The following is a 23,521-nucleotide window of genomic DNA, read 5'->3' as shown; positions in this document are numbered from 1 at the left end:
TAATATGCAATTAATAGACTGGATCATTTTAATAGGAACTTTGGCCTTTATTGTTATTTACGGCGTTTACAAAACTAGAGGGAGCAATAGCGTAAAAGATTACATTGGTGGTGGGCAAGATTCCCAATGGTGGACAATAGGCTTATCTGTGATGGCAACTCAGGCCAGCGCAATTACTTTTTTATCTACACCCGGTCAAGCGTATCACGACGGAATGGGCTTCGTGCAATTCTATTTTGGATTACCAATTGCCATGGTGGTTATATGTATGGTGTTTATCCCAATTTATCACAGACTAAAGGTCTACACGGCTTATGAGTTTTTAGAGTCTAGATTCGATCTTAAAACCAGAACTTTAACTGCATTGTTATTTTTAATTCAGCGAGGACTATCTGCAGGGATTACCATTTTTGCTCCAGCTATTATTTTATCCGCGGTTTTGGGATGGAACCTTACCACACTTAACATTATTATTGGGGTGTTGGTAATTATTTATACAGTTTCCGGTGGAACCAAAGCCGTAAATGTCACTCAAAAGCAACAGATGGCTGTGATCTTTGCCGGAATGTTCGCCGCATTTTTTCTTATTATTCAATACCTCCCTGCAGATATAAGTTTTTCTAATGCCTTAGATATTGCCGGAGCTAGCGGAAAGCTGGATATTTTAGATTTCTCATTCGATTTGGATAATAGATATACCGTTTGGAGCGGGGTAATTGGTGGAAGCTTCTTAGCATTATCCTACTTTGGAACAGATCAAAGCCAAGTGCAGCGCTATTTAACCGGAAGGTCGGTACGGGAGATGCAACTGGGGCTTATCTTCAATGGGATATTAAAAGTACCTATGCAATTCTTTATACTTCTTGTGGGAGTGATGGTATTTGTATTCTATCAATTTAATCTGGCACCATTAAATTTTAATCCTGCGGCACAAAAAGCAGTATTGGAGTCTGAATATTCTGAAGATTATCAGCAATTAATGGTGAAAAATGAAGAAATTCAGCAGAAGCGAAAGGAAACTAGTATTCGATTCGGCAATGGACTGGAAACGGCTTCATCTGGGGAAATCACTCAATATGAAAATGAACTCATAAAACTCAACTCTTTAGAAGAGGCAAATCGAGAGGAAGCAAAAACTCTAATAAGCGCTGTAAACGAAGGTTTAGAAACAAATGATAAAGATTATGTGTTTATTCATTTTATACTCAATAACCTTCCAAGAGGCCTTATAGGGCTGTTGCTAGCTGTAATCCTTTCTGCAGCGATGTCTTCCACCGCTTCAGAATTAAATGCATTGGCATCCACGACGACCATAGATCTTTATAAAAGAAATGTCTCTAAAGAAAAATCTGATGAACACTATGTAAAAATGTCTAAATGGTTCACATTAGGATGGGGATTATTAGCAATTCTTTTTGCCAGTTTTGCCAGTTTATTCGATAATTTAATTCAGCTAGTGAATATTATTGGCTCTATTTTCTACGGAAATGTTTTGGGAATATTCTTATTGGCATTCTTCATTAAACATGTAAATAGCAATGCAGTATTTATTGCAGCGCTTATAACACAAGCTTTAGTAATCCTCATTTGGCATCTCGAGGTATTACCATACTTATGGTTAAATCTTGTAGGATGTTTCTTGGTAATGGTTTTGGCGCTTATCCTACAGAGTGTAATACACTCCCCAGATAAACCCATCAACAATGCAAACTAAAACATATAATTGGGGCATATTAGGAGCAGGGAAAATCGCTAAAAAATTTTCCAAAGATCTTTTGTTGGTTCCAGATGCAAATCTTTATGCGGTAGCAAGCAGATCCTTGGATAAAGCTCAGCAATTTGCTGAAAATTTAAATATTGAAGTTTCCTACGGCAGTTATTTAGAATTAGTTGAGGACGAAAAAGTAGATATCATCTATATAGCTACTCCGCATGTGTTTCATTTCGAGCATTCCATGTTATGCCTTCAGCATAAAAAACCAGTGCTTTGCGAAAAACCTTTGGGAATGAACAAGCAACAAGTTCAAACCATGATTACTCAGGCTCAAAATGAGAATGTGTTTTTAATGGAAGCATTATGGACGCAATTTCTTCCTCACTTCCAGTTTGTTCTAGAGCTAAGAGATTCAAAAAAATATGGTGAATTACTAGGTCTCGAGGCAGATTTCGGATTTGATGCTCCTTTCGATGCAGAAAAACGCATTTACAATAAAAAACTTGGCGGTGGCAGCTTGATGGATGTTGGGATATATCCTGTATTCTTAGCCTTGACCTTATTGGGAAAACCACAAAAGATAGAAGCGACAGCAAAAATCGGGAAAACAGGTGTTGATGAAAACTGCAAAATTGCTTTTTTTTACGCCAATGATGTAAAGGCTAATCTTTATAGTGCTATAGATGAAACTACTCCAACCACAGCTACATTAAGGTTTGAAGAAGCAGTGGTAGTTTTAAATAGTCGGTTTCATGAGCCTTCCTCTATTACAATCCAAAATGATGGGAAAGAAGAGACTATCGAATTCCCTGTAACAACGAATGGCTATAGTTTTGAGGCAGCACATGTTCAATCCATGCTGGCCAATGGAAATACAGAAAGTGATAAAATGACTTATACAAAGAGCCTTGATCTTATTGAACTATTAGATGCAATTAGAAAAAAGGTAGGTTTAGTTTATTAGATAAAAAAAGTCTAAAAAATTCTTTATGATTAATTTGAACTTGTTTCAGCTACTTAAAAATTTGATCTTGAAATAAGTTGCAATTGCTTATGTCATCCCAACGTGAGGAGGGATCCCTAGTTAAATTCTGCTTCTTGTATTGAGATTCTTCAGTCCACTACATTCCCTTCAGAATGACATCTCTTTTTATAGTTGATTTGACCTAGTAGGATCTGCTCTGAGATGTTCCAATAGTCTTAATTCGAGGTGATTTTAAATATTTATATTTCCTACGCGAAATAATTCTTTTACCCCAGGTATCATATCTCAGGTCTCAGGATGACAATTGCTTTTAAAGCAAAAAAAACCTGCTTCTCAGCAGGTTTTTTCTATATTATAATTAAAATTACATAGCTCCCCATTCTTTAAGAGAGGCTTTATTCATTTTAACGTAATCTGCATTTTTAGCTTTCTCAGCTATCGCTAAAGATTGTTGCGCACTAGCAATCGCTTCTTTTTTCATACCTAATTCAGCTTCGATAAGAGATCTTTTTCTCCACATCCAAAAAGCACCTTCCTGCATTGCAGTTGCTTTTTTTAATCCACTCATGGGCTTTTTTAAGATCTTTTCCGCTTTCATGGTAATAACTAGCTGCTGCATAGTAATCGTTAGCACCAGGACCATTCATTACTCTTTCTATGCTAGCCATAGTTTTAGTGTCTGTTGGAACTGTAAACGGTAAAGATGCTGCTGTATTAGACCATACAAAATCCAGAACCGCACCATCATTTTTAATTTCATTTACAAAGATCCCGAAAGACTCCATAGAGAAAGGCATCGTTTCTACCTTCGCCGTAGCTTTTAATGCAACTTTAGCATCGTCCCATTCTTGTGGATTTCCCCAGTTATTAGCATCGCTATAAAACATCACTTCCCAAGAATCTTTATTAGGCACGGTGTAAATTGCATAGGTTCCTTTCGCTAACTTTTTTCCTTCTATTTCAACATCGTCACTAAAGGTAATCTTGGTGTTTGCATTTGCTCCTGTTCTCCAAACTTCCCCAAAAGGAACTAATCCTCCAAAGATCTCACGATCTCTAACTGCCGGACGAGAGTATTCTAAAGTTACATCTGTAAGACCCACTTTTTGTTCAACTTTTGCCGAAGGACTTGGTTGAGGGGCATCAATTTGTGCTGAGGCTCCTAAAGACAATAGACCTGCGCACATAAATAAAAAAACTTTTTTCATAATATTTAGTTTGTTGATTTTTTCAAAGATACGTATTCCTACGTATTTAGCAGAATACCTACACAAAGATCAAAATTAAATTTTGTTTAACAATAATCATTTTAAGTTAAACATTTAATAGCGTAATTTTATCCTGAAATTAAAAACCATGAAAATTTACACCTTACACTCTAAACAGACGTTGCCAATTTCAGTAAATGAAGCTTGGGAATTTCTATCTGACCCTAAAAATTTGAAAGTGATCACTCCGGATTATATGGGCTTTAATATTCTCTCTGGAACAGACAGACCCATGTTTCCGGGGCAAATAATCCAATATATAGTTACACCTATTGCTGGGATAAAGACAAAATGGGTTACAGAAATAACTCATGTTAGCGACAAAAATTATTTCGTTGACGAGCAAAGATTTGGACCATACTCATTATGGCATCATAAGCACTTCATTAAGGAAATTGAAGGCGGTGTAGAAATGGAAGATATTATAGATTACAAATTACCCATGGGCTTTTTGGGAGAGTTAGTACAACCTTTTCTTGTTGCTCCAAAATTGAAAGAAATATTTGATTATAGAAAGAAGAAGTTAATCGAATTATTTGGAGAATATAAAGTTCCTACAAATACTAATGGAACACTTAAGCAAGATATCTTAAATTAAAAATAATGATGAAAAATATACTATTTATAGGAGGCTCCTACGGAATTGGACTTGAGGTCGCCAAATTATTAGCAAAAGATACTAATCTTATAATCGCTTCAAGAACTTCAGAAGAATTGGAGAATTTAGATGTAAAACATATAGCCTTTGATGCTTTAAAAGGTGATATTACACAATTGGATTTACCGGACACATTAGACGGATTGGTCTATTTCCCCGGAAGTATTAATCTAAAGCCTTTTAAAATACTTTCTATAGAAAGTTTTGAAGATGAAATGAATTTAAATTTTTTCTCATTAGTGAAAGTCGTGCAAGGCTTATTACCAAAATTGAAGAATTCTGATCAGGCGAGTTTAGTCTTTTTTAGTACAGTAGCAGCAAAGGTTGGAATGCCATTTCATACTAGTATTTCTGCAGCTAAGGGCGCAATAGAAGGTTTTGCAAAATCTTTGGCTGCAGAGTATGCTCCATCGTTGAGAGTTAATGTAATTGCTCCTTCATTAACCGACACCCAATTATCAAAAAAAATTGCTGTCTAACGATACAAAACGCGAAAAAATGGGAGAAAGACATCCTTTAAAAAGAGTTGGTACTCCAAAAGACGTTGCAAATGCTGTATATTTCTTACTTTCAGATAAAAGCAGCTGGATGACCGGACAAATAATTGGTGTAGATGGCGGATTATCTTCTTTAAATATTAATTAATGAATAAAAAAGTATCAATATTTTGGTTTCGAAGAGACCTCCGTTTAGATGATAATGTTGGATTATTAGAGGCCTTAAAAGGAGATTTTCCAGTGCTACCAATTTTTATATTCGATTCTGAGATCTTAGATGATCTTCCAAAAAATGATGCCCGACTTAGTTTCATATTCGATACACTTCAAAATATTCGAAAAGAGCTTCAAAGCTCAGGCAGTTCTCTTGCGATGTTTTTTGGAAAACCAGCAGCAATTTTTAAAGATTTATTCGATCAATATGATGTTCAGAAAATCTTCACCAATAGAGATTATGAACCTTACGCAAAACAACGCGATGAAAAAATAGAGAAATTAGCAAGCGACAATAATTCAGAATTCCTCACTTTTAAAGATCAAGTGATCTTTGAAAAGGATGAGGTTGTTAAAAGTGATGGAGATCCATATGTGGTTTATACTCCCTATATGAAATTATGGAAAGAAGAATTCAAGAAGATAGATCTTAAAGTTCAATATACTTCTCAATATTTAGATAAGTTCTTACAAAATTCAAGACTGCCGAATTTAAGTCTAAGCGACATAGGTTTTGAATCTTCCAGCCAAAAAGTGCCGGATTATGATGTCACTCCTAGCCTGATACAAGATTACGAAGCCAAGAGAAATTATCCCGCTAAAGATGCTACTTCTCATATTGGTCCGCATTTGAGATTTGGAACGGTGGGAATCCGGAAAATTATGAAAAAGGCCATTGCTGAAAAGAACGAAGTATTTTGGCAGGAACTCATTTGGAGGGAATTTTTTATGCAGATTTTATATCACTTTCCAAACACCGCAACAGATGCCTTTAAAAAGAAATACGATCGTATTTCTTGGAGAAATAATAAAGAAGAATTTGAAAAGTGGAAATCGGGAACTACCGGTTATCCAATGGTAGATGCAGGAATGCGACAGTTAAATGAATCTGGTTTTATGCATAACCGAGTGAGAATGTTGGTAGGTAGTTTTTTATGCAAACATCTCTTGATAGATTGGCGTTGGGGTGAAGCTTATTTTGCTGAAAAATTATTGGATTATGAAATGGCTTCTAATGTAGGAAATTGGCAATGGGTAGCCGGTAGCGGCGTAGATGCGGCACCGTATTTTAGGATTTTTAATCCTACAACTCAAGCAAAAGATTACGATAAAGATTTGGAATACATAAAAAAATGGATCCCCGAGTACGGCACAGATGATTACCCGAAAGAAATGGTAGATCATAAAGAAGCTCGTGAAAGAGCGTTAAGTGCTTATAAAAAGGTGGTTTAAAAATAATTTTCTTAGTTACTATAAATATTGAATTGAGTTTTCCGATTATTTCTTAGAAAAAATTGAAGTTAAGAAAGGTAAAACATATTCAGATTTTGATAGTTATAAATTGATTATGACATCCCCGAAACTTTGAAATAAGACCCTGAAACAAGTACAGGGTGACCATATAATATTACCGTCATGCTGAACTTGGTTCAGCATGACGGTAATATTTTAATCTTTTTTTTTAACTTCTAAGCCAAATATCGTTTAGCAGCAAGACCTAATTTAACCCAAAATTATTCAGCTTTAAATAATTTTCGAGCCTTTTCAAGGTCTTCCGGAGTATCTATCCCAATACCTTTAAAATTAGTTTCTACCATTTTAATGTTTTTCCCATATTCCAGATATCGTATGCATTCTATTTTTTCAGTAGCTTCTAATTCCAGCATTGGCAAACTATAAAAATCCATAAGGGCTTCTTTTCTGAAGGCATAAACTCCAATATGTTTAAAATAAGTAACTCCTGAGTTTGTTTCTCGAGGATAGGGCAACGGAAATCTAGAAAAGTAAAGTGCAAGATTATCTTTATTGGTGATCACTTTTACATTATTTGGATTAGAAATCTCCTCGCTATCCATCATCTGAGTTTTCAAAGAGGCTAAATCGATAGTCTTTTCTGGGTCATTACTAAACACTTCTAAAAGTTTGCGTAGACTTTCTTCATCTATAAGAGGCTCGTCTCCTTGCACATTTACAACAATATCCACCTGCATATTCATTACAGCTTCAGCAATTCTATCGCTTCCACATTCATGCTCTTTGGTGCTTTTTATACTTTTTCCACCATGACTTATAATTTCATCGTGAATCAGATCACTATCGGTCACCACATAAACTTCATCAAATAAATTGGTATTTAGTGCTGCTTCATAGGTTCTTCTTATCACAGTTTTTCCATTAAGATCTTCCATTAATTTTCCTGGAAATCGTGATGCTTCGAATCTTGCAGGAATCATTGCTATTATTCGTAATGAGTCATTGTTTTTCATTCTCTAAAATTTCAATATCTATTTATTCAATTATATAATAAAACTTCGATTAGCATCTCGATCCCGATAAATATCGGGACGCTCGATATTATAATTAATTCGTTGTAACGAGAAAGTCTACAATAACGCTTTTCAATTCTAATTTTCAGTAAAAAAATCGTCTTTAAAACCTATTAAATAAAGCTTATCACTTGCTCGAGTTACGGCAGTATACAGCCATCTAAGATAATCTTTATCCACCCCATTAGGCAAGTATGGCTGCTCAATAAAAACTGTATGCCATTGCCCACCTTGAGATTTATGACAAGTCATCGCATAAGAGAATTTAATTTGAAGCGCATTAAAAAACTTGTTATTCTTAACCTTCAAAAACTTCTTGTATTTAGAAGTTTCGTCTTCGTAATCTTTCATCACTTCTTGATAAAGTCTATTACTGTCATCATACGTTAACGAAGGCGTGTTGCTTTCTAAGGTATCTAAAATTACGACAGTTTCAAAAGGAGCCATTTTTGGGTAATCTACCATTTGCACTTTTACTTCAGCAAAACGAAATCCGTACAACTCTTTAATAGCAAAGATCTCCAACACCTTCACAATATCCCCATTTGCTATAAAACCAGCTTCGGAAGTAGGTTTAATCCAAAAATAGTTATTCTTAACCACCATTAAATAATCTCCTGAAGAGATTTCTTCTTCCTGAAACAGAATCCTAGATCGAATTTGTTGATTGTATTGATTGGCGCGTTTATTAGAACGAACAATAATGCTGGTGTCTTCATGACCAAGATTATCATACGAATCCTGAATGGCATCCAAAATCTCATCGCCATCCATTAGTCTTACCAGATCTGCCTTTGAAGTTAGTTTAAACTTGAAGAATTCATAAAATTCTTCAGCCAAAGCTTCCCGAATTCTTGTGGCATTCAAAAGAATATCACTTTCTTCACTCTGCCTTACTACTTCATCTAATTCTATATGAATTACTTCTTTATCGTAATCTAAACCTAAAGACTGTTCCATCAGGGCAGGGCTTAAATCCAACTTTACTGGAGGTAATTGCGCAGTATCCCCAATAAAGATCAACTGGCAATTCTTGCCCGAGTCTACATATTGTATAAGATCTGAGAGTAATCCTTTATTTTCGAATAGTTTGGAATCCTGATCTTCATCTGGAATCATAGAGGCTTCATCTACTATAAATACCGCATTCTTATGCTTATTTGGTTGTAAAACAAACTGTACTCCTGCTCCACCTGTTTTCTTAGGAAAATAGATCTTTTTATGAATTGTCTGTGCTTCTTGATTAGAGTATAAGGAAATCACTTTTGCAGCTCTTCCTGTTGGCGCTAACAAAATACCCGCTCTTTTTATCTTCCAGAGGTTTTTTACAAGGGAACTTATGATGGTAGTTTTACCAGTTCCGGCAAATCCTTTCAGTAAAAACAACGAATTTGGCGTTGGATTTACCACATAAGCAGCTAATTGTTGTAATGCTATATCTTGTTTAAATTTTGCCGAAAACCCTAACTCGTTGATTAACAGTTTATAAAATTTATCGGGTGTAATCGTTTCCATAGGCTATCTTGCAATTCTCAAAGATAACAATGGATTTTTAGGGCAGAAACTTTTACGAATAAAAAAAAAATTGTAGATTTGCGAGGAACTCTAATAACTTAAAAAAGTCAACCGCATGAAACTTGTCATTCAATTAGTCCTTTGGATTGTGATCATCTTCTTGGGATACATGGTGTTTAACGCAGTGTATGAGCCAATTCAATTTAATAAAGTTAAAGAGAAACGTTACGCCAAAGTAATTGATCGACTTAAAGACATTCGTACTGCACAATTAGCGCATCAAGAAATTACCGGAACTTTTGAGAAAGATTTTGATAAATTAATACGATTTATTGATACTGCTGAATTCACTTTAACTCAAAGAAGAGATTCTACCGTTTTAGATGAAGAATACAAAAAAAGCATATGGAGTAGATCAATATAAAGATATCATACTTGTAGACACCTTAGGGACGGCTTCAGTTAAAGATTCTTTATTCAAAAATTCTACCAGATATAAAGATATGATGATAGTTCCAATTGAAGATGTAGACGCTAAGTTTACAATGGATGCAGGAACAATTCTTAAGAATGATAATAAAATTCCTGTATTCGAAGCAAAAGTTGCTAAAAAGGTGATTTTACATGACCAAGATAAAGATCTTATAATGGCAGAGAACCAAGTTGTTTCCGTAGATGGTGTAAACGGACCATTTATTACAGTTGGTTCCATGACAGAGATTAAGACTGAAGGGAACTGGCCAACAGCTTATGACAATTAATAAGAACGAAACAAAAGATATATTTAAGATGTCCATTCAGGTTCGCCTGAATGGATTTTCTTTTTGCGTTCTAAATTGTACACACAATAAAATAACTTGGTATAAAAAAATCGATCTCGGGAAAGAGCAAAGCCCTGTTAAGATCTTAAAAGAAATTGAAAAATGGTATTCTGAAGAGCCTAATCTTCAAAATGAGTTTCAAGAAGTATTAGTTCTTTTTTCGAATAACTTATTTACACTAGTTCCTGAACCATTTTTTATTGAAGAAGAAGCTTCCACCTATTTAAAATTCAACACCAAGATTTTAAAAACCGATGTCGTGGCACATGATATAATATCTCACGATCTCGTGAATGTTTATATTCCATACACCAATATCAATAATTTTTTCTTTGATAAGTATGGGGAATTCGAGTTTAAACATAATATCACTGTTCTAATTGAAGCAGTGTTGGCAAAGAGCAACGACAGTAAAAATGCACAAGTTTATTTAAATGACTATTCTGGTTATTATGACCTTGTTATCGTGAAGAATAACAAGCTGCTGCTTGCAAATACTTTTCAGTACGAAACGAAAGAAGATTTTATCTATTACCTGCTGTTTACTGCTGAGCAATTAAAAATAGATCCTTCAGTATTCAATCTTTGGCTTTTAGGAGATATTTCAAAAGATTCAGATAACTTCAACATAGTCTATACCTATGTGAAAAATATCGATTTCTTGATCCCTGCCTTTGATTTAACATCCGACTTGGAACAATCTGAAACATTTCATAGAGAAGCTTTTTCTCTTTTAAAAACCCTTAAATGCGAATAATATCTGGCCAACATAAAGGAAGAAGAATTACGGCTCCTAAAAAATTACCTGTAAGACCAACTACCGATATGGCTAAAGAAGGCTTGTTTAATATTTTAAACAATAGCTTTCATTTTAAGCAATTACACGTTTTGGAATTATTTTCCGGTTCCGGAAATATTTCATACGAATTTGCTTCCAGAGGTGCTATATCTGTAACTTCTGTAGATGAAAATATGGATTGTATTAAATTCATTAAAAAGACAAGTTTGGAATTGGAGCTGGATATTACTCCAATTAAAAGTGATGTTTTTAAGTACTTAGAGAGAGCTCCCATAAAGGCGGATATTATATTTGCCGATCCTCCTTACAATTTCGATGATAATCAGTTTCAAAATATCGTAGATCTTGTTTTCGAAAAAGAACTCTTGAATAAAGATGGCGTACTTATAGTGGAGCATTCCAAATATTCAAAACTCTCTGGCTTTCAAAATTTTGATGTAGACAGAAGATATGGAAATTCCGTTTTTAGCTTTTTTAAAACCACTCCTGTAGAATGAGCCTAATCTTAAAAACTATAGATTTAGATTACACGACCTTAGATTTTCATGAAAATTTTGTAGAATCTAAAATGAAAGAAGGAACTGTTTTTAGTTTAGAACAAATAGATAATCTAATAGCTGTTTGCTCTGAATATTTTCTGGATAAACCCTTTGTTTATATTTCCAGACGCATCCATAATTATAATGTAAATCCAACAATTTATCTTCAACTTGTAAAAGTGCCAAATCTAAAAGGGATTGCAATTGTAAGCGATAAAGCATCTTCCCTTAATATGGCCCAATTTGAAAAGCAATTTTCAAAAATTCCATTTGAGATTTTCCTAGAATTAAAAGATGCCGTTAAGTGGGCAAAAACGAAGATTTTATAAAAAAAAGTAGGCCGATAAGCCGGATTCTGTCTCCCTAGGGATCCTTATCATTTATCTCCAATTTTTGTTGCCAAAAATCTCTAGCTGCCTACCCTCCAGCAACGGGCGAGCAACCCTTAAATGCCGGTATACATGGCATTGCACCGCATAGAGTTTACCTGTTTTCACTACAGCATTACCTGTACATACTTTCTGTTGCACTTGTCCTAATCTCACGACCGGTGGATGTTATCCACTATGCTGCTCTATGGTGTCCGGACTTTCCTCTACACCGGGGGTGTAGCGATAAGGTGGCCTACTTTCCAGCAAAGATACTGTAGCATTTTAAATTTAGCATTATTAAAGCACTGCAGAATTTTAGAAAAAATGAGTTAATATTCTTGATAAAAAACTAGCAATAGGTTTACATCTTCGGGATGGTATTTCTATATTTGTTTTTCAAAATTTATCTATGGAGCATTTTGTTGTATCGGCACGTAAATATCGCCCTCAAACATTTAAGGATGTTGTGGGACAACAAGCCATTACTAACACTCTTTTAAATGCCATAGAACACAATCACTTAGCGCAAGCTTTACTTTTTACGGGACCACGAGGCGTAGGTAAAACTACCTGTGCGCGTATCCTTGCCAAAATGATTAATCATGACGGCACGCAAAAACCAGATGAAGATTTTGCTTTTAATATTTTTGAGCTCGATGCTGCTTCCAATAACTCTGTAGATGATATTCGGAATCTGATAGATCAGGTTAGGATTCCACCGCAAGTTGGAAAATACAAAGTGTATATTATAGATGAGGTGCATATGTTATCTGCCTCTGCTTTTAATGCTTTTTTGAAGACATTAGAAGAACCGCCTAAGCATGCAATTTTCATCTTAGCCACAACAGAAAAGCATAAAATAATTCCTACGATTCTTTCTCGTTGTCAGATATTCGATTTTAAGCGAATTACTGTAAAGGACGCAAGACACTATCTTGGGTATATTGCAGAACAACAAGGAGTTGAAGCAGAGGAGGAAGCTTTACATATTATTGCTCAAAAAGCAGATGGCGCTATGCGTGATGCGCTTTCCATATATGATAGAGTTGTAAGTTTTACCGGTAAAAAATTAACCAGACAAGCGGTTACAGAAAATCTTAATGTGCTGGATTATGAGACCTATCTAAATATTACGCAGCTCATTTTAGATAATAACATCCCGCAGTTATTGGTAGATTTTAATTCCATATTATCTCACGGTTTCGATGGACATCACTTTATTTCTGGAATAGCCTCACATTTTAGAGATCTCTTAGTTTGTAAAGACCAAAGAACCATAGATCTTCTAGAAGTAGGAGAAACTGCAAAAGCCAATTATTTTAAGCAATCTCAGCAAACCTCTCATTCTTTTTTACTGAAGGGAATAGAACTGGCTAACGATTGTGATCTTAAATACAAAGCAAGTCGGAATCAGCGGTTATTGGTTGAATTATGCCTTATGCAGCTTGCCTCTATCAATTTTGATGGAGAAAAAAAAAAGTCTGAGCCCTTCATAATTGCTCCTGAACATTTTAAAAATAACAAAGTTGCTCCTGTTTCAATTCCTTCGGAAGCAAAAAAAGTGATCTCAGAAAATGAATTTTCTAAAAATGCTGAAATCACCGAGCACCGGCGACACTTCCTTCAGAAGAACATACAACACAAACTTCAATTATAGATGTGCCTTCAAGTGAATCTGAAGAAACAGATTCCAAAATTGACACTTCTTCAACTGAAGCTATTTCAGACATTCCGAAATCTGAAGAGAAAAGTAAAGAAAATCAGGCTGCAGTAGTAAGTCCGACTTCTACACAGGAAATGCCTAAAAAAGTCTCCGGGCTTTCTATTAAAAGTATCAGGCAGAAAAAAAGAAATTCTAGCCAAAAAACATGGAGAAAAGGCTATTGTAAGTGAAGTTTTAGATGAACCTATCAATGAAACACAATTACATGCAGCTTGGGATGAATACATACACAGGCTAAAAAATAAAGGTGAAAAAATTCTAGCTTCTATCATGGAAACAGATATGCCGAAGCTAAGCGAGAAAGTAATATCTATCGAGTTACCGGCAGATACCATGAAAAATGAACTAGAAAGACATATGCATCCTTTAATGAGCTTTCTGAAAAAGAAACTTCAAAACACACTGATTACGCTTGAGATTCAGGTGAATGAGCAGGTTGCAAAGAAGTATGCATTTACCGACATGGAAAAATTTAACAAGTTGAAAGAGCAAAATCCATTATTGGAAAAGCTCCGCAAAACATTTGATCTAGATATATAAGTATGCTTGGTTTAAAATTACCTACAGATCCCCGTTGGGCATCTATCGCAGAGAAAAATTTAGAAGAAATTCTAACAGATCATGCTTATTGCGAGCAAAAAGCAGCTTCTACGGCAATTTCTTTAATCGTTTCTTTCCCTGAATATTCCGATCTGGTTTCAGAAATGACAGCTTTAGCAAGAGAAGAAATGGGCCATTTTAAAATGGTTCATGATAAATTGATGAAGAGAGGCTATATCATGGGTCGAGATCGTAAAGATGAATATGTTTTACAGTTGCTTAAATTTTTCCCTAAAGGTGGTTCTCGTGTAACACAATTGGTCCATAGACTTTTAATTGCTGCTTTAATTGAAGCCAGAAGCTGTGAACGTTTTAGATTGCTTTCAGAAAAATTACAGGAAGAAGAGCTAAGAGATTTCTACAGAAACCTAATGGTTAGCGAAGCAAATCATTACACACTTTTTCTCAACTTCGCCAGACAATATGGTGACCGAAAAGAAGTTGACCAAAAATGGCAAGATTTACTAGAGTTCGAAGCGGAAGTGATGAAAGGCTTGAGCAAGAATCAAAGCATTCACGGTTAAGAGATTAAATTTATTCATGAATTAAAACCTTAATAAAGCTTATATTTTCTCTTGATATAAGGATTTTATAATCCCATCTGCCAATCCAATCTTAGGCACATATATGCGTCTTGCTTTCGTCCATTTCATAGCAGATAAATAAATACGAGTTGCCGGGATAATTACATCGGCGCGGTCATCATTAAGATTCAACTCTGTAATCCGCTCTTCATAAGTAAATGAATTCAAAAGTTGATAATAAGAACTCAGGTATAGAAAACTAAGCGGCTTACCCAATGCTTTGCCACTACTTTTAAAAATATTATTAATGTTTCCACCAGATCCTACTAAGTCTATTCTACTGTAATCTTTAGTTGCTGTTTTTACCCATGTTTCGACTTCTTCCCAGATGTCTGGTTCAACAATATTTTTTAACAATCTAACTGTTCCTAATTTAAAAGATCTAGATGTAATGGTTTCCCCGTTGGAATACAACGTGAATTCTGTACTACCACCTCCAACATCCACATACAAATAGGTTTTATCACTCTGGATAAGCAAATTAAGATCTGTAGTCGCGATTATTGCTGCCTCGTGGCTACCATCTATAATTTCTATCTCTACTCCGGTTTTATCTAAAACTTCATTAACAATTTGAACTCCATTTTCTGCCTCTCGCATTGCAGAGGTCGCACAGGCTTTATATTTTTCAATTTTATGAGATTTCATCAATAAATGAAAGGCCTTCATGGTATCTATCATTCTCAACTGATTTTCTTCAGAGATCATTTTAGTCATAAAGACATCTGCTCCCAACCGTATAGGCACCCTTACTAAGGATGTCTTTTTGAATATAGGTTCTCTTCCCTCCTGCTCTGTTATTGTTGAAATTAATAACCTAACCGCATTAGACCCTATATCTATTGCTGCATATTTATGTTGTGTAATCAAACTTTTACTTCTTCTAATTTTTGTTCATAATACTCGTAGAGTGCATATTGGGAACGTACTGCAGGAAATTCTTTCTTCCTGTAAGCATTATCCTGATTTGCACTTAAAATCCGAGCTTTTACATTATCATTCCAACTAATCATAAAGGTATCTAAGATCTCCTTTTTTATATCCTCATCATAAATAGGACAAGACACTTCTACTCTATAATCCATATTTCTAGACATCCAATCTGCAGATGAAATATAGACCTTTGGATTGCCGTCATTCTCAAAAATAAAAACTCTCGGGTGCTCCAAGAATTTATCGACAATACTAATTGCTTCAATATTATCACTCATTCCCGGCACACCCGGAATCAAGGAACATATTCCACGTATAATTAATTGGATTTTCACTCCAGCCCTACTGGCATCATACAGCTTATCTATCAAGGTATAATCACTCAGACTGTTGAGTTTCAATTTAATTCCTGATTTTTTCCCTTTTTGAGCATTCTCGATTTCTGTAGTGATAAGCTTGATTAAAGCCAGTTTAGTATAATGTGGCGAAACCAATAAATGCTTATATCTACTCACCTTATAGTTGATTTCAAAGAAATCGAATACCTTATTTATTTCTTTCAATATTTCTTGATTCCCTGTAAATAGGGTATAATCTGTATATATTTTAGACGTAGATTCATTGAAATTCCCGGTACTTATAAAACCATACTTAATAAGCTTTCGGTTTTCCTCACGTTCAATAATGCACGTTTTGCAGTGAACCTTTAATCCTGTAACTCCAAAAATTAAATTCACCCCTTCCTTTTGCATTTGCTCGGCATACTTAATATTTGCAACTTCATCGAATCTAGCTCTAAGCTCGATTTGTACAGTTACTTTTTTTTCCATTTTTCACTGCATTTATAAGAGAACTGGCAATATGTGAAATCTTTGCAAGCCTATATATGGTGATTTTAATGCTTCTTACTATAGGATCTAAAGCAGCCTCACGTAAAAATTTCACAACGTAAGCGAAGGTTTGATAAGGTGCATAAAGCAGATAATCCTTTTTTGCGATCATCCCTAGCAAACTTCCTTGAAGCACCAATCCTTTTATTGGCAATGGTTCTATGGCCGGATAAAGCAATTTGTCGTTTCCTAGGTTTGGGAAATTCATATAATCCCTTCTATTATGATATCTACCTCCCGGAATAATACTATCTGTAGAGTCAATTCCCATTTTACCCATTAAAAATGCAAGGGTATCTTCTCCAATATTCATATCATATACAAATCGAACGGGATCTCCCTTCAATCTGTCTTGTACACTTAAAGTGATTTTTTCAATAAAACTTTTACTTAGGTCACTGTCTATATCCAGTTCAGCATCTCTAGTAATCTTAATCATATGCGCAGTAACGCTTTCATATTCAAAAATGTTAAAGATAGTTTTCAGATTAAATCTTATAAGATCGTCTAACAGAATAATATATTGCTTTCCATCTTCTTTGGGCAGTACAACAAAGCGATCTATGCTTCTAGGAATTTCGATTAGAACATATTTCTTGTCATGGATATGCCTATTTAATAATTTTGAAATTCCTTGCTGAGGGATTTCCTCTTTCATTACCATTTTAACTGCCAAATAAGCTGCACTATCCTTTAAACTAGGGATATCCACCAAGTCGTTCAATATGATGGTAACTAATGCGGGGCTAACTTTTGAAAGAAAATAGTTTTTTATAAAGGCTTCCTGGGATTCTGAAACCTGATTTTCATTAATAATATAAATATTATGATCCTTCAGTTGTTCCTGAATGCTATGAAGTACCTGCAAACTTTCTGACTGTTGTTCTATAACAATCTGAGTGATTTCCTCTAGCAGTTTACTAGCTTTTATTCCACCTAAAATACTTTTCGCACTTTTCCCTGCAAGATCTATTCGCTTAATTGTAGCATAGCGTACTTTAAAGAATTCATCCAGATTATTTGAAAAAATCCCAAGAAATCTTAGCCTTTCAATAAGAGGGACAGATTCATCTTCCGCTTCTTGAAGTACACGTGCATTAAACTGAAGCCAACTTAGCTCCCTATTAATATATTGGTTGTTACCCATTAATTTTATCGTAAATTTTTAGGGAATAAACTTAAAATAGTTTTTCCGTTTTTGAGGTTTTCCCAGCTATTCGTTGTAAAATCTATTACTGTTAATCCTGTTGTAGGTACATTATCTACATGAGAATCGCCAAGATTATTTACAAGATTGGTCATTGCAGGATTATGCCCGAAGACCATTAAAGTATCTATTTCCGGATCACAATTTTGAATTTGCGAATACAGATCTCCACTATTAAAAGTATAAAGGGAAGATTTCACGTTGAAATCTTGATCTTCAATATCTAGTTCTTTTTTAAAAATTTTTGCTGTCGTTAAAGCCCTAACTGCTGGGCTAGACCAAACCGTTACAGGTTTCTGAAAAGTTGCCGAAAAAGATTTAGCTACTAACGAACCATCTCTCTCACCTCTTTTCTTAAGAGGCCTCTTTTCGTCTGGCAAATTTTGATCCCACGCAGATTTCCCGTGTCTAATTAATATGAGCCTTTTCATAATTATGGTGCTAAACGTTTAAAACTCCAGTTTTTTCCTACTTTCGTATATAAAATACGGTCATGCAATCTATTAGGTCTTCCTTGCCAAAATTCAAAGCTTATAGGCTTTACAAGAAATCCACCCCAAAAATCGGGTTTTGGAACGGGTTTACCTTGAAATTCTAAAGTTAATTCTCTCAGAGTTTTATCCAAAACTTCCCTTGATGCAATTTCCGAGCTTTGATGCGATGCCCAGGCTCCCAATTGGCTTTCTCTTGGCCGGGAATTAAAATAAGTATGTGCTTTTTCTTCTGAAGATTTCTCAGCAACTCCTTTTATTATAACCTGCCTTTCCAATTCCGGCCAAAAAAATGACAAGCAAGTATTTGAATTTTCAACAAGTGCTTGTGCCTTTTCTGAACCGTAATTTGTATAGAAAATAAAACCCTCCTCGGTGTATTCTTTTAAAAGCACGATTCTATTCTTCGGAAACCCGTCCAAACCAATACTGGAAACGCCCATAGCATTCACTTCTGAAGAAAATTTTGCTGCCTCCATCTCTTCAAACCAGGTTTTAAATTGAAAAAAAGGATCTTTCGAGATGGACCCTTCTAACAACTCCCCTTTACTATAATTCCTGCGGTAATCGGCTAAATTTTTACTCATTCTATGCGCTTTTATGCAATTTACAAGATTTGCAGATAATACCTTCACCTCCAATTAAAACTTTAAAATAAAGTTTAATTAAGTCTTAAGCTTATCCCAAAATGTTAATAACTAAAACAAAAATCTCTAACACCACTTAACGACTTGCATTTCAGCTAATATATTTGCACTTACATCTATTAAATTAGGGTCTCAGTATTCATATACCTATGTTTACCGTAGATTAAAGTTTATCCCAAAGTCTTTAATCTTTAACCTACTCTTAGAATTTTTATTAAGCAATTATTTTAAAGTAGCTACTCATGATCAACATTAGTAATATTAGTTTAGTCTCATCTAAATTGACTAGTTTTTCTCTCATAAAATTTATACTGATTACTTTTTTTATTACTTCTTTAACTAGTTGCTCAGTACCTGGTTTATTAGACAGGGATAATTATAGTCGTAATCATAATGTTTATGCTGTGGATTTCAATCCAAAAGATCTTAACAGTATAACCTTATTCGAGATGGACGAAGGTAATTGGTTAGATATTGGAAAAATTAAAAACAATACAAATGCGAAATTTCAAATTACGATAGAAGGGGATTTCTTAATTGTCCAGGCTAATGATAAGGTAATGGATGTTCCAACCTATCAAACCTGGTTAAATTATGCAAGAAAATATTTGGGATATACTGTAGATTCTGAGTATGATGTTTTTAATATTGTAGATGATGGCTGGATTTACGAAATAGACTTAAAAAAATTCCCTTTAATTGAGGGAAATAACCATAGATTATTGATGTACGAAAGAAGATAATAGCGTCTAAAATACTAATAAATGCTATCCAGCCTGGATAGCATTTATTAGTTGAATTAAGTTCAAAAATAGGGTAAACCCCCCATTGATTTTAAAAATTTCGTCTCTAATTACTACAAAAAATTGATTTAAAATAGGTGAAAACTAGTATTTCACACAAGCCTTATATGTATTTAATACCTTAAAAAAGGTATTTTATCTAAAAAATTGTCGATTTCTTTTTTTAATACACTAATGTGATAAATTTACTTCATAATTAATACCTACACAAGTTGCCTCAAATCAATTTGTTTAAAAAGATTCCCCCAACAAAATCTTCAGTATTAATTACTATTTGTTCAGCCCTAAGAACTAATTGTGATTAAGCCCCAAGCAAAATCACTTTAAGAGTTACAAAATTTAATTTATCGTTTTGATCATCCATTTCTTATATAAAAAATGGTATATCTCATAAAAAATTATTACTCATTTAAAAGTGTATACTATGATTAAGAAAATTACTCTCGCATTATTTATTTCATTATTAAGTTTTTGTGCTGTAGATGCTCAAAATACCACTGCTTTTGAATTAGATGAATATATCTCCCAGACTTCAAATAATAAATCCTCTCTAAAAACAAAGAGTAGCCAGCCACTTTCCACACCATTACAGGTTTTGGCCTATAATCTTGTTTCTACCGTAGTTATAGAAAATAGTGAGATAAAAGTTTTTGGTGAGCAACCTCCCTTAAAAGCTGAATTATTATATAACTCTTTTAATATACTTTCAACATCAAATGCACAATTTAATAAAGTTGAATTGCTTGTAATAAAACTGGATTCTGAGGATCAATTGAATACTTCGCTTGATTTTTCAAAAATACAAGGCTTCAATAATCTTAAATATGTTTATTTCTTATGTCCTTTTAATTGTTCTAAGTCTAAAATTGAGAATATATCACAAGGCATGCCTTTAGGAACCACACTTCTTTATTCTGCTTCCATTCCTGAATAATTACGAATAAACATTTTACTATAATACTGCTACTTATGAAAAAAAATTACTCTATAAATGCTGAAATAATGATGGTGAGAGCATATGTAATTATGCTCTTCATAATCTTTGGAACTATCTCAAACACTAAGGCTCAGGTTAGAACAGACTTTAATCAAAGAACTTCTATCACTTCTCCTGAAAAAAAGATCTATAGTGTTAATGGAGATTTTGCGATGATTGGAAATACTAATATGACCTTAATTGCCTATGATGATGATAAAAATAATAGTAACAACTTAATGCGTAGAGTTGATGAAGATGACGATCTTAATACAACCAATTCTTCATCTGCGCAGTTATTATTCTCTACAGAGAACAATGCTTCTACAAATTGTTCTGAAATAATTTACGCCGGCCTTTATTGGACAGCAAGAACAAAAGATAGTGATAACACAAGTTCAAAGCGAAAAATTAAATTAAAAGGACCAAAAAATACAGCTTATCAGGAATTCACTGCTACAGCTACAGATATTAAATTTCCAGGTGATAATAATATGTATGTAGGATATGCCGAAGTAACAGATCTTGTTAATAATAGTGGTTCTGGGGAATATTGGGTAGCAGATATTGAAACTTCAGAAGGTAATGGAGGTTCTACCGGTTATTACGGTGGTTGGGGAATGGTCGTAATTTATAGTAACCCCCAAATGAATCTTAGAGATATTAGTGTTTATGATGGATATGCATATGTTAAAGGTCAAGTAACAGAAAGTTACGTGATTGATGTTGATGGGTTTAATACAGCTCAATCTGGCCCCATAAATATGAAATTAGGTTTAATGGCTGGTGAAGGAGACAGAGGTATTTCTGGTGACTATTTTGAGATTCAAAAATTGAACGGATCGTCTTGGGAACGCCTTAGCCATAGCAATACTACCAAAAGTAACTTTTTCAATTCTTCCATTTCCACTACAGGGACTCGTTGGCCTTCATTAGTAAATAATACAGGTTTAGATATTAACGTTCTAAACATTCCGAATCCGGATAATTCTATAATCGCAAATAAACAAACTAAAACAAAATTTAGATATGGTTCTACTCAGGATACCTATGTGATCTTTAACATGGTTATGTCTGTAAATGCCTATAAGCCAAATATAGAGGGTGTTAGTTCTATTACAAGTATTAATGGAAATAATTCTCCTAACGCCTCCTCCGAGGCACTTCCAGGGGATGAAATTACCTATAAAGTTGAAATTAAAAATAAAGGTAATGAGCCAATTAAGAATGCGAAGCTTGTAATTCCTCTTCCTTATAACGTTTCGTATGTAGAGAATAGCGCTACAAGAAATATTTATTTTAGTCCAAATCCTACCCCAAATTCTATTTCCTATGATCCATCCTTAGGTGCAACTGGTTCTATTATTTGGAATATTGGCACCCTACCAGTTGGTGCTAATACAAATGCTGTATTGGGCGATCTAAAACTTAAATTTAAAGTTACCGAAGATTGTACAATTTTAAAGAATTCAATTTGCGGGGATGGTAACAACATAACTTTCAGAGGAAATTTGAGTGGAATAGGTGAGATAACAAATATCTCAGTAAATGATAAAGACCTTATTCAAGGTTATTCAGATGATGAAACCTGTGATGGTAAACCTATCACCGCACCTCTAAAGACCACTATAAATGCTAAAATATTTATTGAAAATAATTGCCAGAATACTCCAGATAAGCGAGTTTTCAATTATTGCAATAGATCAAATCCAATTGCAGTTACCGAGATAAATTCAGCATTTCCTTCTGGAACTAGATTCTATAACAGTTATCCTATAGAGGAAAACTCTATAGAATATACTATCAATAACCCTTTTCCTAAGACAGCTGGTACGAGCAATTACTTTGCAATTGTTCCAGGTTCTCAAGATTGTTATATAGCTTTTGATATAATAGTGGATAACATTACTTCTGTTCCTATAACTACAAACTTGGAATATTGTATAAATGATGAAGCAGTGCCATTAGTTGCCACAGCAAGTAAAATAGGGTACAAATTATTTTATTATACCACAAATGACTCTACAACACCTACTCCTTCTTTAACTCCAAGTACAGAGATAGCAGGCGAATTTACTTATTATGTTGCTGAAGGACCCTCAGCAAGTTGTATTAGCACCAATAAAGTTGCGGTTAAAGTTAAAGTTAATCCTAATCCTATAGCAGATGGACCTGCAAATGTAGAACGTTGTGATTCATACACACTTCCTTCTCTTACCAATGGAGCTTATTTTGCAAAAACTGGCGGAGTAGATCCAATCGCTGTAGGAACAGAGATCACAGAAACTCAAACAATATATGTATTTACAAAAGGCTCTGGTTCTTGTGAAGATGCTCAGAATTCATTTATTGTAACTATCACCAAAAGCACTACATCTCAAGAAAGTAAAACTGCTTGTGATAGCTTCACCTGGAACGGAAAAGAATACACCGAAACCGGTATCTATACTTTTAAAAGTGAGAATGATGCGGGTTGTACAAATACTGCAACACTTAATTTAACAATCAATAACAGTACTACATCTCAAGAAAGTAAAACTGCATGCGATAGCTTCACTTGGAACGGAAAAGAATACACCGAAACCGGTATCTATACTTTTGAAAGTAAGAATAAAGCAGGTTGTACAAATACTGCAGCACTTAATTTAACTATCAACCCAACTCCAGAAGCTCCTATATTAGACTCTTCTATAAATACTTCTTGTAGTCTTCGAAATGGATCTATTTCATTAGTTATAACTGAAGGAGTAGAATTCAGTATTGATGGAGTTAATTATCAAACAAGTGCTAATTTCAACAACTTAGCTCCAAAAAAATATTTTATTTATGCAAGGTATATTAATGGTGACTGTATTTCATCTCCTATAGAAATTGAATTAATTGCCATTCCAGATACGGAAGATCCAAAGCTTTCAGAAATGAAGGATATCGAAGTTGATACAGATGCCGGAGTATGTGGT

18 protein-coding genes, 1 other RNA gene and 4 pseudogenes are annotated in these 23,521 nt (G+C 34.3%); 15 read left to right on the top strand and 8 right to left on the bottom strand.

The window, feature by feature from the left end; all coding sequences use genetic code 11:
• Positions 1 to 4 precede the first annotated feature (4 nt).
• The gene (locus tag ON07_RS06860) at positions 5 to 1,714 is read left to right on the top strand and encodes a sodium:solute symporter (protein ID WP_010229390.1); all 1,710 of its coding nucleotides are present in this window, start codon (positions 5 to 7) and stop codon (positions 1,712 to 1,714) included.
• Entirely contained in the window at positions 1,704 to 2,678 is a 975-nt protein-coding gene (locus ON07_RS06855; protein ID WP_010229388.1) for a Gfo/Idh/MocA family protein, read from the top strand. Before ON07_RS06860 ends, ON07_RS06855 begins: the two co-directional genes overlap by 11 nt.
• Before the next feature lie 509 nt (positions 2,679 to 3,187).
• On the opposite strand, the gene ON07_RS14790 is transcribed toward ON07_RS06855, so the two are convergent.
• Positions 3,188 to 3,907: a DUF2911 domain-containing protein gene (locus tag ON07_RS14790; protein WP_316928107.1), complete on the bottom strand. Its 720-nt coding sequence runs from the start codon at positions 3,905 to 3,907 to the stop codon at positions 3,188 to 3,190.
• A gap of 148 nt (positions 3,908 to 4,055) precedes the next feature.
• Between ON07_RS14790 and ON07_RS06845 the strand changes: the two genes are divergently transcribed.
• From ON07_RS06845 to ON07_RS06835, 3 genes and pseudogenes are all read left to right on the top strand, one after another.
• Entirely contained in the window at positions 4,056 to 4,565 is a 510-nt protein-coding gene (locus tag ON07_RS06845; protein WP_010229386.1) for an SRPBCC family protein, read from the top strand.
• A 5-nt stretch (positions 4,566 to 4,570) separates the two neighbouring features.
• Positions 4,571 to 5,270: pseudogene (locus ON07_RS14785) on the top strand (SDR family NAD(P)-dependent oxidoreductase).
• A complete protein-coding gene (locus tag ON07_RS06835) occupies positions 5,270 to 6,568 on the top strand; it encodes a cryptochrome/photolyase family protein (RefSeq protein ID WP_010229384.1) in 1,299 nt (432 codons plus the stop codon). The pseudogene ON07_RS14785 and the gene ON07_RS06835 overlap by 1 nt, the downstream one beginning before the upstream one ends.
• 281 nt (positions 6,569 to 6,849) lie before the next feature.
• On the opposite strand, the gene kdsB is transcribed toward ON07_RS06835, so the two are convergent.
• Entirely contained in the window at positions 6,850 to 7,602 is a 753-nt protein-coding gene (gene kdsB, locus ON07_RS06830) for a 3-deoxy-manno-octulosonate cytidylyltransferase (protein ID WP_010229382.1), read from the bottom strand.
• A gap of 138 nt (positions 7,603 to 7,740) precedes the next feature.
• On the bottom strand, positions 7,741 to 9,177 hold the full coding sequence (locus tag ON07_RS06825) for an ATP-dependent DNA helicase (RefSeq protein ID WP_010229379.1): 1,437 nt from the start codon (positions 9,175 to 9,177) through the stop codon (positions 7,741 to 7,743).
• A 115-nt stretch (positions 9,178 to 9,292) separates the two neighbouring features.
• Between ON07_RS06825 and ON07_RS17920 the strand changes: the two are divergent.
• The 4 genes and pseudogenes from ON07_RS17920 to ON07_RS06805 all read left to right on the top strand — a co-directional run bounded on the left by ON07_RS17920 (position 9,293) and on the right by ON07_RS06805 (position 11,665).
• A pseudogene (locus tag ON07_RS17920) lies at positions 9,293 to 9,938 on the top strand (hypothetical protein).
• Positions 9,928 to 10,755 (top strand): DUF3822 family protein, encoded by an 828-nt coding sequence (locus ON07_RS06815; RefSeq protein WP_010229377.1) that lies wholly within the window; start codon positions 9,928 to 9,930, stop codon positions 10,753 to 10,755. Before ON07_RS17920 ends, ON07_RS06815 begins: the two are co-directional and overlap by 11 nt.
• A complete protein-coding gene (locus ON07_RS06810) occupies positions 10,746 to 11,294 on the top strand; it encodes an RsmD family RNA methyltransferase (RefSeq protein ID WP_010229373.1) in 549 nt (182 codons plus the stop codon). Before ON07_RS06815 ends, ON07_RS06810 begins: the two co-directional genes overlap by 10 nt.
• The gene (locus tag ON07_RS06805; protein WP_010229371.1) at positions 11,291 to 11,665 is read left to right on the top strand and encodes a hypothetical protein; all 375 of its coding nucleotides are present in this window, start codon (positions 11,291 to 11,293) and stop codon (positions 11,663 to 11,665) included. Before ON07_RS06810 ends, ON07_RS06805 begins: the two co-directional genes overlap by 4 nt.
• On the opposite strand, the gene rnpB is transcribed toward ON07_RS06805, so the two are convergent.
• Positions 11,665 to 11,967, bottom strand: an RNA gene (gene rnpB, locus ON07_RS15920) — RNase P RNA component class A. The genes ON07_RS06805 and rnpB overlap by 1 nt on opposite strands.
• 149 nt (positions 11,968 to 12,116) lie before the next feature.
• Between rnpB and dnaX the strand changes: the two are divergent.
• The 3 genes and pseudogenes from dnaX to miaE form a co-directional block, all read left to right on the top strand.
• Positions 12,117 to 13,685 (top strand): annotated as a pseudogene (gene dnaX / locus ON07_RS17045) (DNA polymerase III subunit gamma/tau); the annotation flags it as partial.
• Between the two features lie 15 nt (positions 13,686 to 13,700).
• Positions 13,701 to 13,970, top strand: a complete 270-nt coding sequence (locus ON07_RS17035; protein WP_029331629.1) for a hypothetical protein — start codon at positions 13,701 to 13,703, stop codon at positions 13,968 to 13,970.
• Positions 13,971 to 13,972: 2 nt separating this feature from the next.
• Complete coding sequence (gene miaE / locus ON07_RS06785; protein ID WP_010229367.1) at positions 13,973 to 14,554, top strand: tRNA-(ms[2]io[6]A)-hydroxylase; 582 nt, start codon at positions 13,973 to 13,975, stop codon at positions 14,552 to 14,554.
• A 39-nt stretch (positions 14,555 to 14,593) separates the two neighbouring features.
• Here miaE and ON07_RS06780 read toward each other — a convergent pair whose 3' ends face one another.
• The 4 genes and pseudogenes from ON07_RS06780 to pdxH all read right to left on the bottom strand — a co-directional run bounded on the left by ON07_RS06780 (position 14,594) and on the right by pdxH (position 18,722).
• Positions 14,594 to 15,484, bottom strand: coding sequence for a Ppx/GppA phosphatase family protein (locus tag ON07_RS06780; protein WP_010229364.1), 891 nt, complete (start codon positions 15,482 to 15,484; stop codon positions 14,594 to 14,596).
• Positions 15,481 to 17,584, bottom strand: a pseudogene (gene ppk1, locus ON07_RS14775) (polyphosphate kinase 1). The gene ON07_RS06780 and the pseudogene ppk1 overlap by 4 nt, the downstream one beginning before the upstream one ends.
• A gap of 5 nt (positions 17,585 to 17,589) precedes the next feature.
• Positions 17,590 to 18,075, bottom strand: coding sequence for a SixA phosphatase family protein (locus ON07_RS06770; protein WP_010229361.1), 486 nt, complete (start codon positions 18,073 to 18,075; stop codon positions 17,590 to 17,592).
• A 2-nt stretch (positions 18,076 to 18,077) separates the two neighbouring features.
• A complete protein-coding gene (gene pdxH / locus ON07_RS06765; protein WP_029331627.1) occupies positions 18,078 to 18,722 on the bottom strand; it encodes a pyridoxamine 5'-phosphate oxidase in 645 nt (214 codons plus the stop codon).
• A 464-nt stretch (positions 18,723 to 19,186) separates the two neighbouring features.
• On the opposite strand from pdxH, the gene ON07_RS06760 reads away from it, so the two are divergent.
• The 3 genes from ON07_RS06760 to ON07_RS06750 all read left to right on the top strand — a co-directional run.
• Entirely contained in the window at positions 19,187 to 19,525 is a 339-nt protein-coding gene (locus ON07_RS06760; protein WP_155807165.1) for a hypothetical protein, read from the top strand.
• 484 nt (positions 19,526 to 20,009) lie between these two features.
• Entirely contained in the window at positions 20,010 to 20,519 is a 510-nt protein-coding gene (locus tag ON07_RS06755) for a hypothetical protein (protein WP_010229356.1), read from the top strand.
• 35 nt (positions 20,520 to 20,554) lie between these two features.
• Positions 20,555 to 23,521 (top strand): DUF11 domain-containing protein (locus ON07_RS06750; RefSeq protein WP_010229354.1); only part of this gene is annotated, 2,967 nt, incomplete at its 3' end.

Origin of the sequence: Gillisia marina, assembly GCF_000258765.1 — a bacterium.
Lineage (GTDB): Bacteria > Bacteroidota > Bacteroidia > Flavobacteriales > Flavobacteriaceae > Gillisia > Gillisia marina.
Note: the sequence above shows the minus strand (reverse complement) of the source record. Positions and strands in the feature narration are given on the sequence as shown.

Excerpts from the sequence above, each read along its gene's own strand:
- ON07_RS06835 (WP_010229384.1), top strand. The coding sequence starts at position 5,270 with ATGAATAAAAAAGTATCAATATTTTGGTTTCGAAGAGACCTCCGTTTA.
- ON07_RS06770 (WP_010229361.1), bottom strand. The coding sequence starts at position 18,075 with ATGAAAAGGCTCATATTAATTAGACACGGGAAATCTGCGTGGGATCAA.
- pdxH (WP_029331627.1), bottom strand. The coding sequence starts at position 18,722 with ATGAGTAAAAATTTAGCCGATTACCGCAGGAATTATAGTAAAGGGGAG.
- ON07_RS06845 (WP_010229386.1), top strand. The coding sequence starts at position 4,056 with ATGAAAATTTACACCTTACACTCTAAACAGACGTTGCCAATTTCAGTA.
- ON07_RS06810 (WP_010229373.1), top strand. The coding sequence starts at position 10,746 with ATGCGAATAATATCTGGCCAACATAAAGGAAGAAGAATTACGGCTCCT.
- miaE (WP_010229367.1), top strand. The coding sequence starts at position 13,973 with ATGCTTGGTTTAAAATTACCTACAGATCCCCGTTGGGCATCTATCGCA.
- ON07_RS06860 (WP_010229390.1), top strand. The coding sequence starts at position 5 with ATGCAATTAATAGACTGGATCATTTTAATAGGAACTTTGGCCTTTATT.
- ON07_RS06825 (WP_010229379.1), bottom strand. The coding sequence starts at position 9,177 with ATGGAAACGATTACACCCGATAAATTTTATAAACTGTTAATCAACGAG.
- ON07_RS17035 (WP_029331629.1), top strand. The coding sequence starts at position 13,701 with ATGGAAACAGATATGCCGAAGCTAAGCGAGAAAGTAATATCTATCGAG.
- ON07_RS06755 (WP_010229356.1), top strand. The coding sequence starts at position 20,010 with ATGATTAAGAAAATTACTCTCGCATTATTTATTTCATTATTAAGTTTT.
- kdsB (WP_010229382.1), bottom strand. The coding sequence starts at position 7,602 with ATGAAAAACAATGACTCATTACGAATAATAGCAATGATTCCTGCAAGA.
- ON07_RS06805 (WP_010229371.1), top strand. The coding sequence starts at position 11,291 with ATGAGCCTAATCTTAAAAACTATAGATTTAGATTACACGACCTTAGAT.
- ON07_RS06855 (WP_010229388.1), top strand. The coding sequence starts at position 1,704 with ATGCAAACTAAAACATATAATTGGGGCATATTAGGAGCAGGGAAAATC.
- ON07_RS06815 (WP_010229377.1), top strand. The coding sequence starts at position 9,928 with ATGACAATTAATAAGAACGAAACAAAAGATATATTTAAGATGTCCATT.
- ON07_RS14790 (WP_316928107.1), bottom strand. The coding sequence starts at position 3,907 with ATGAAAAAAGTTTTTTTATTTATGTGCGCAGGTCTATTGTCTTTAGGA.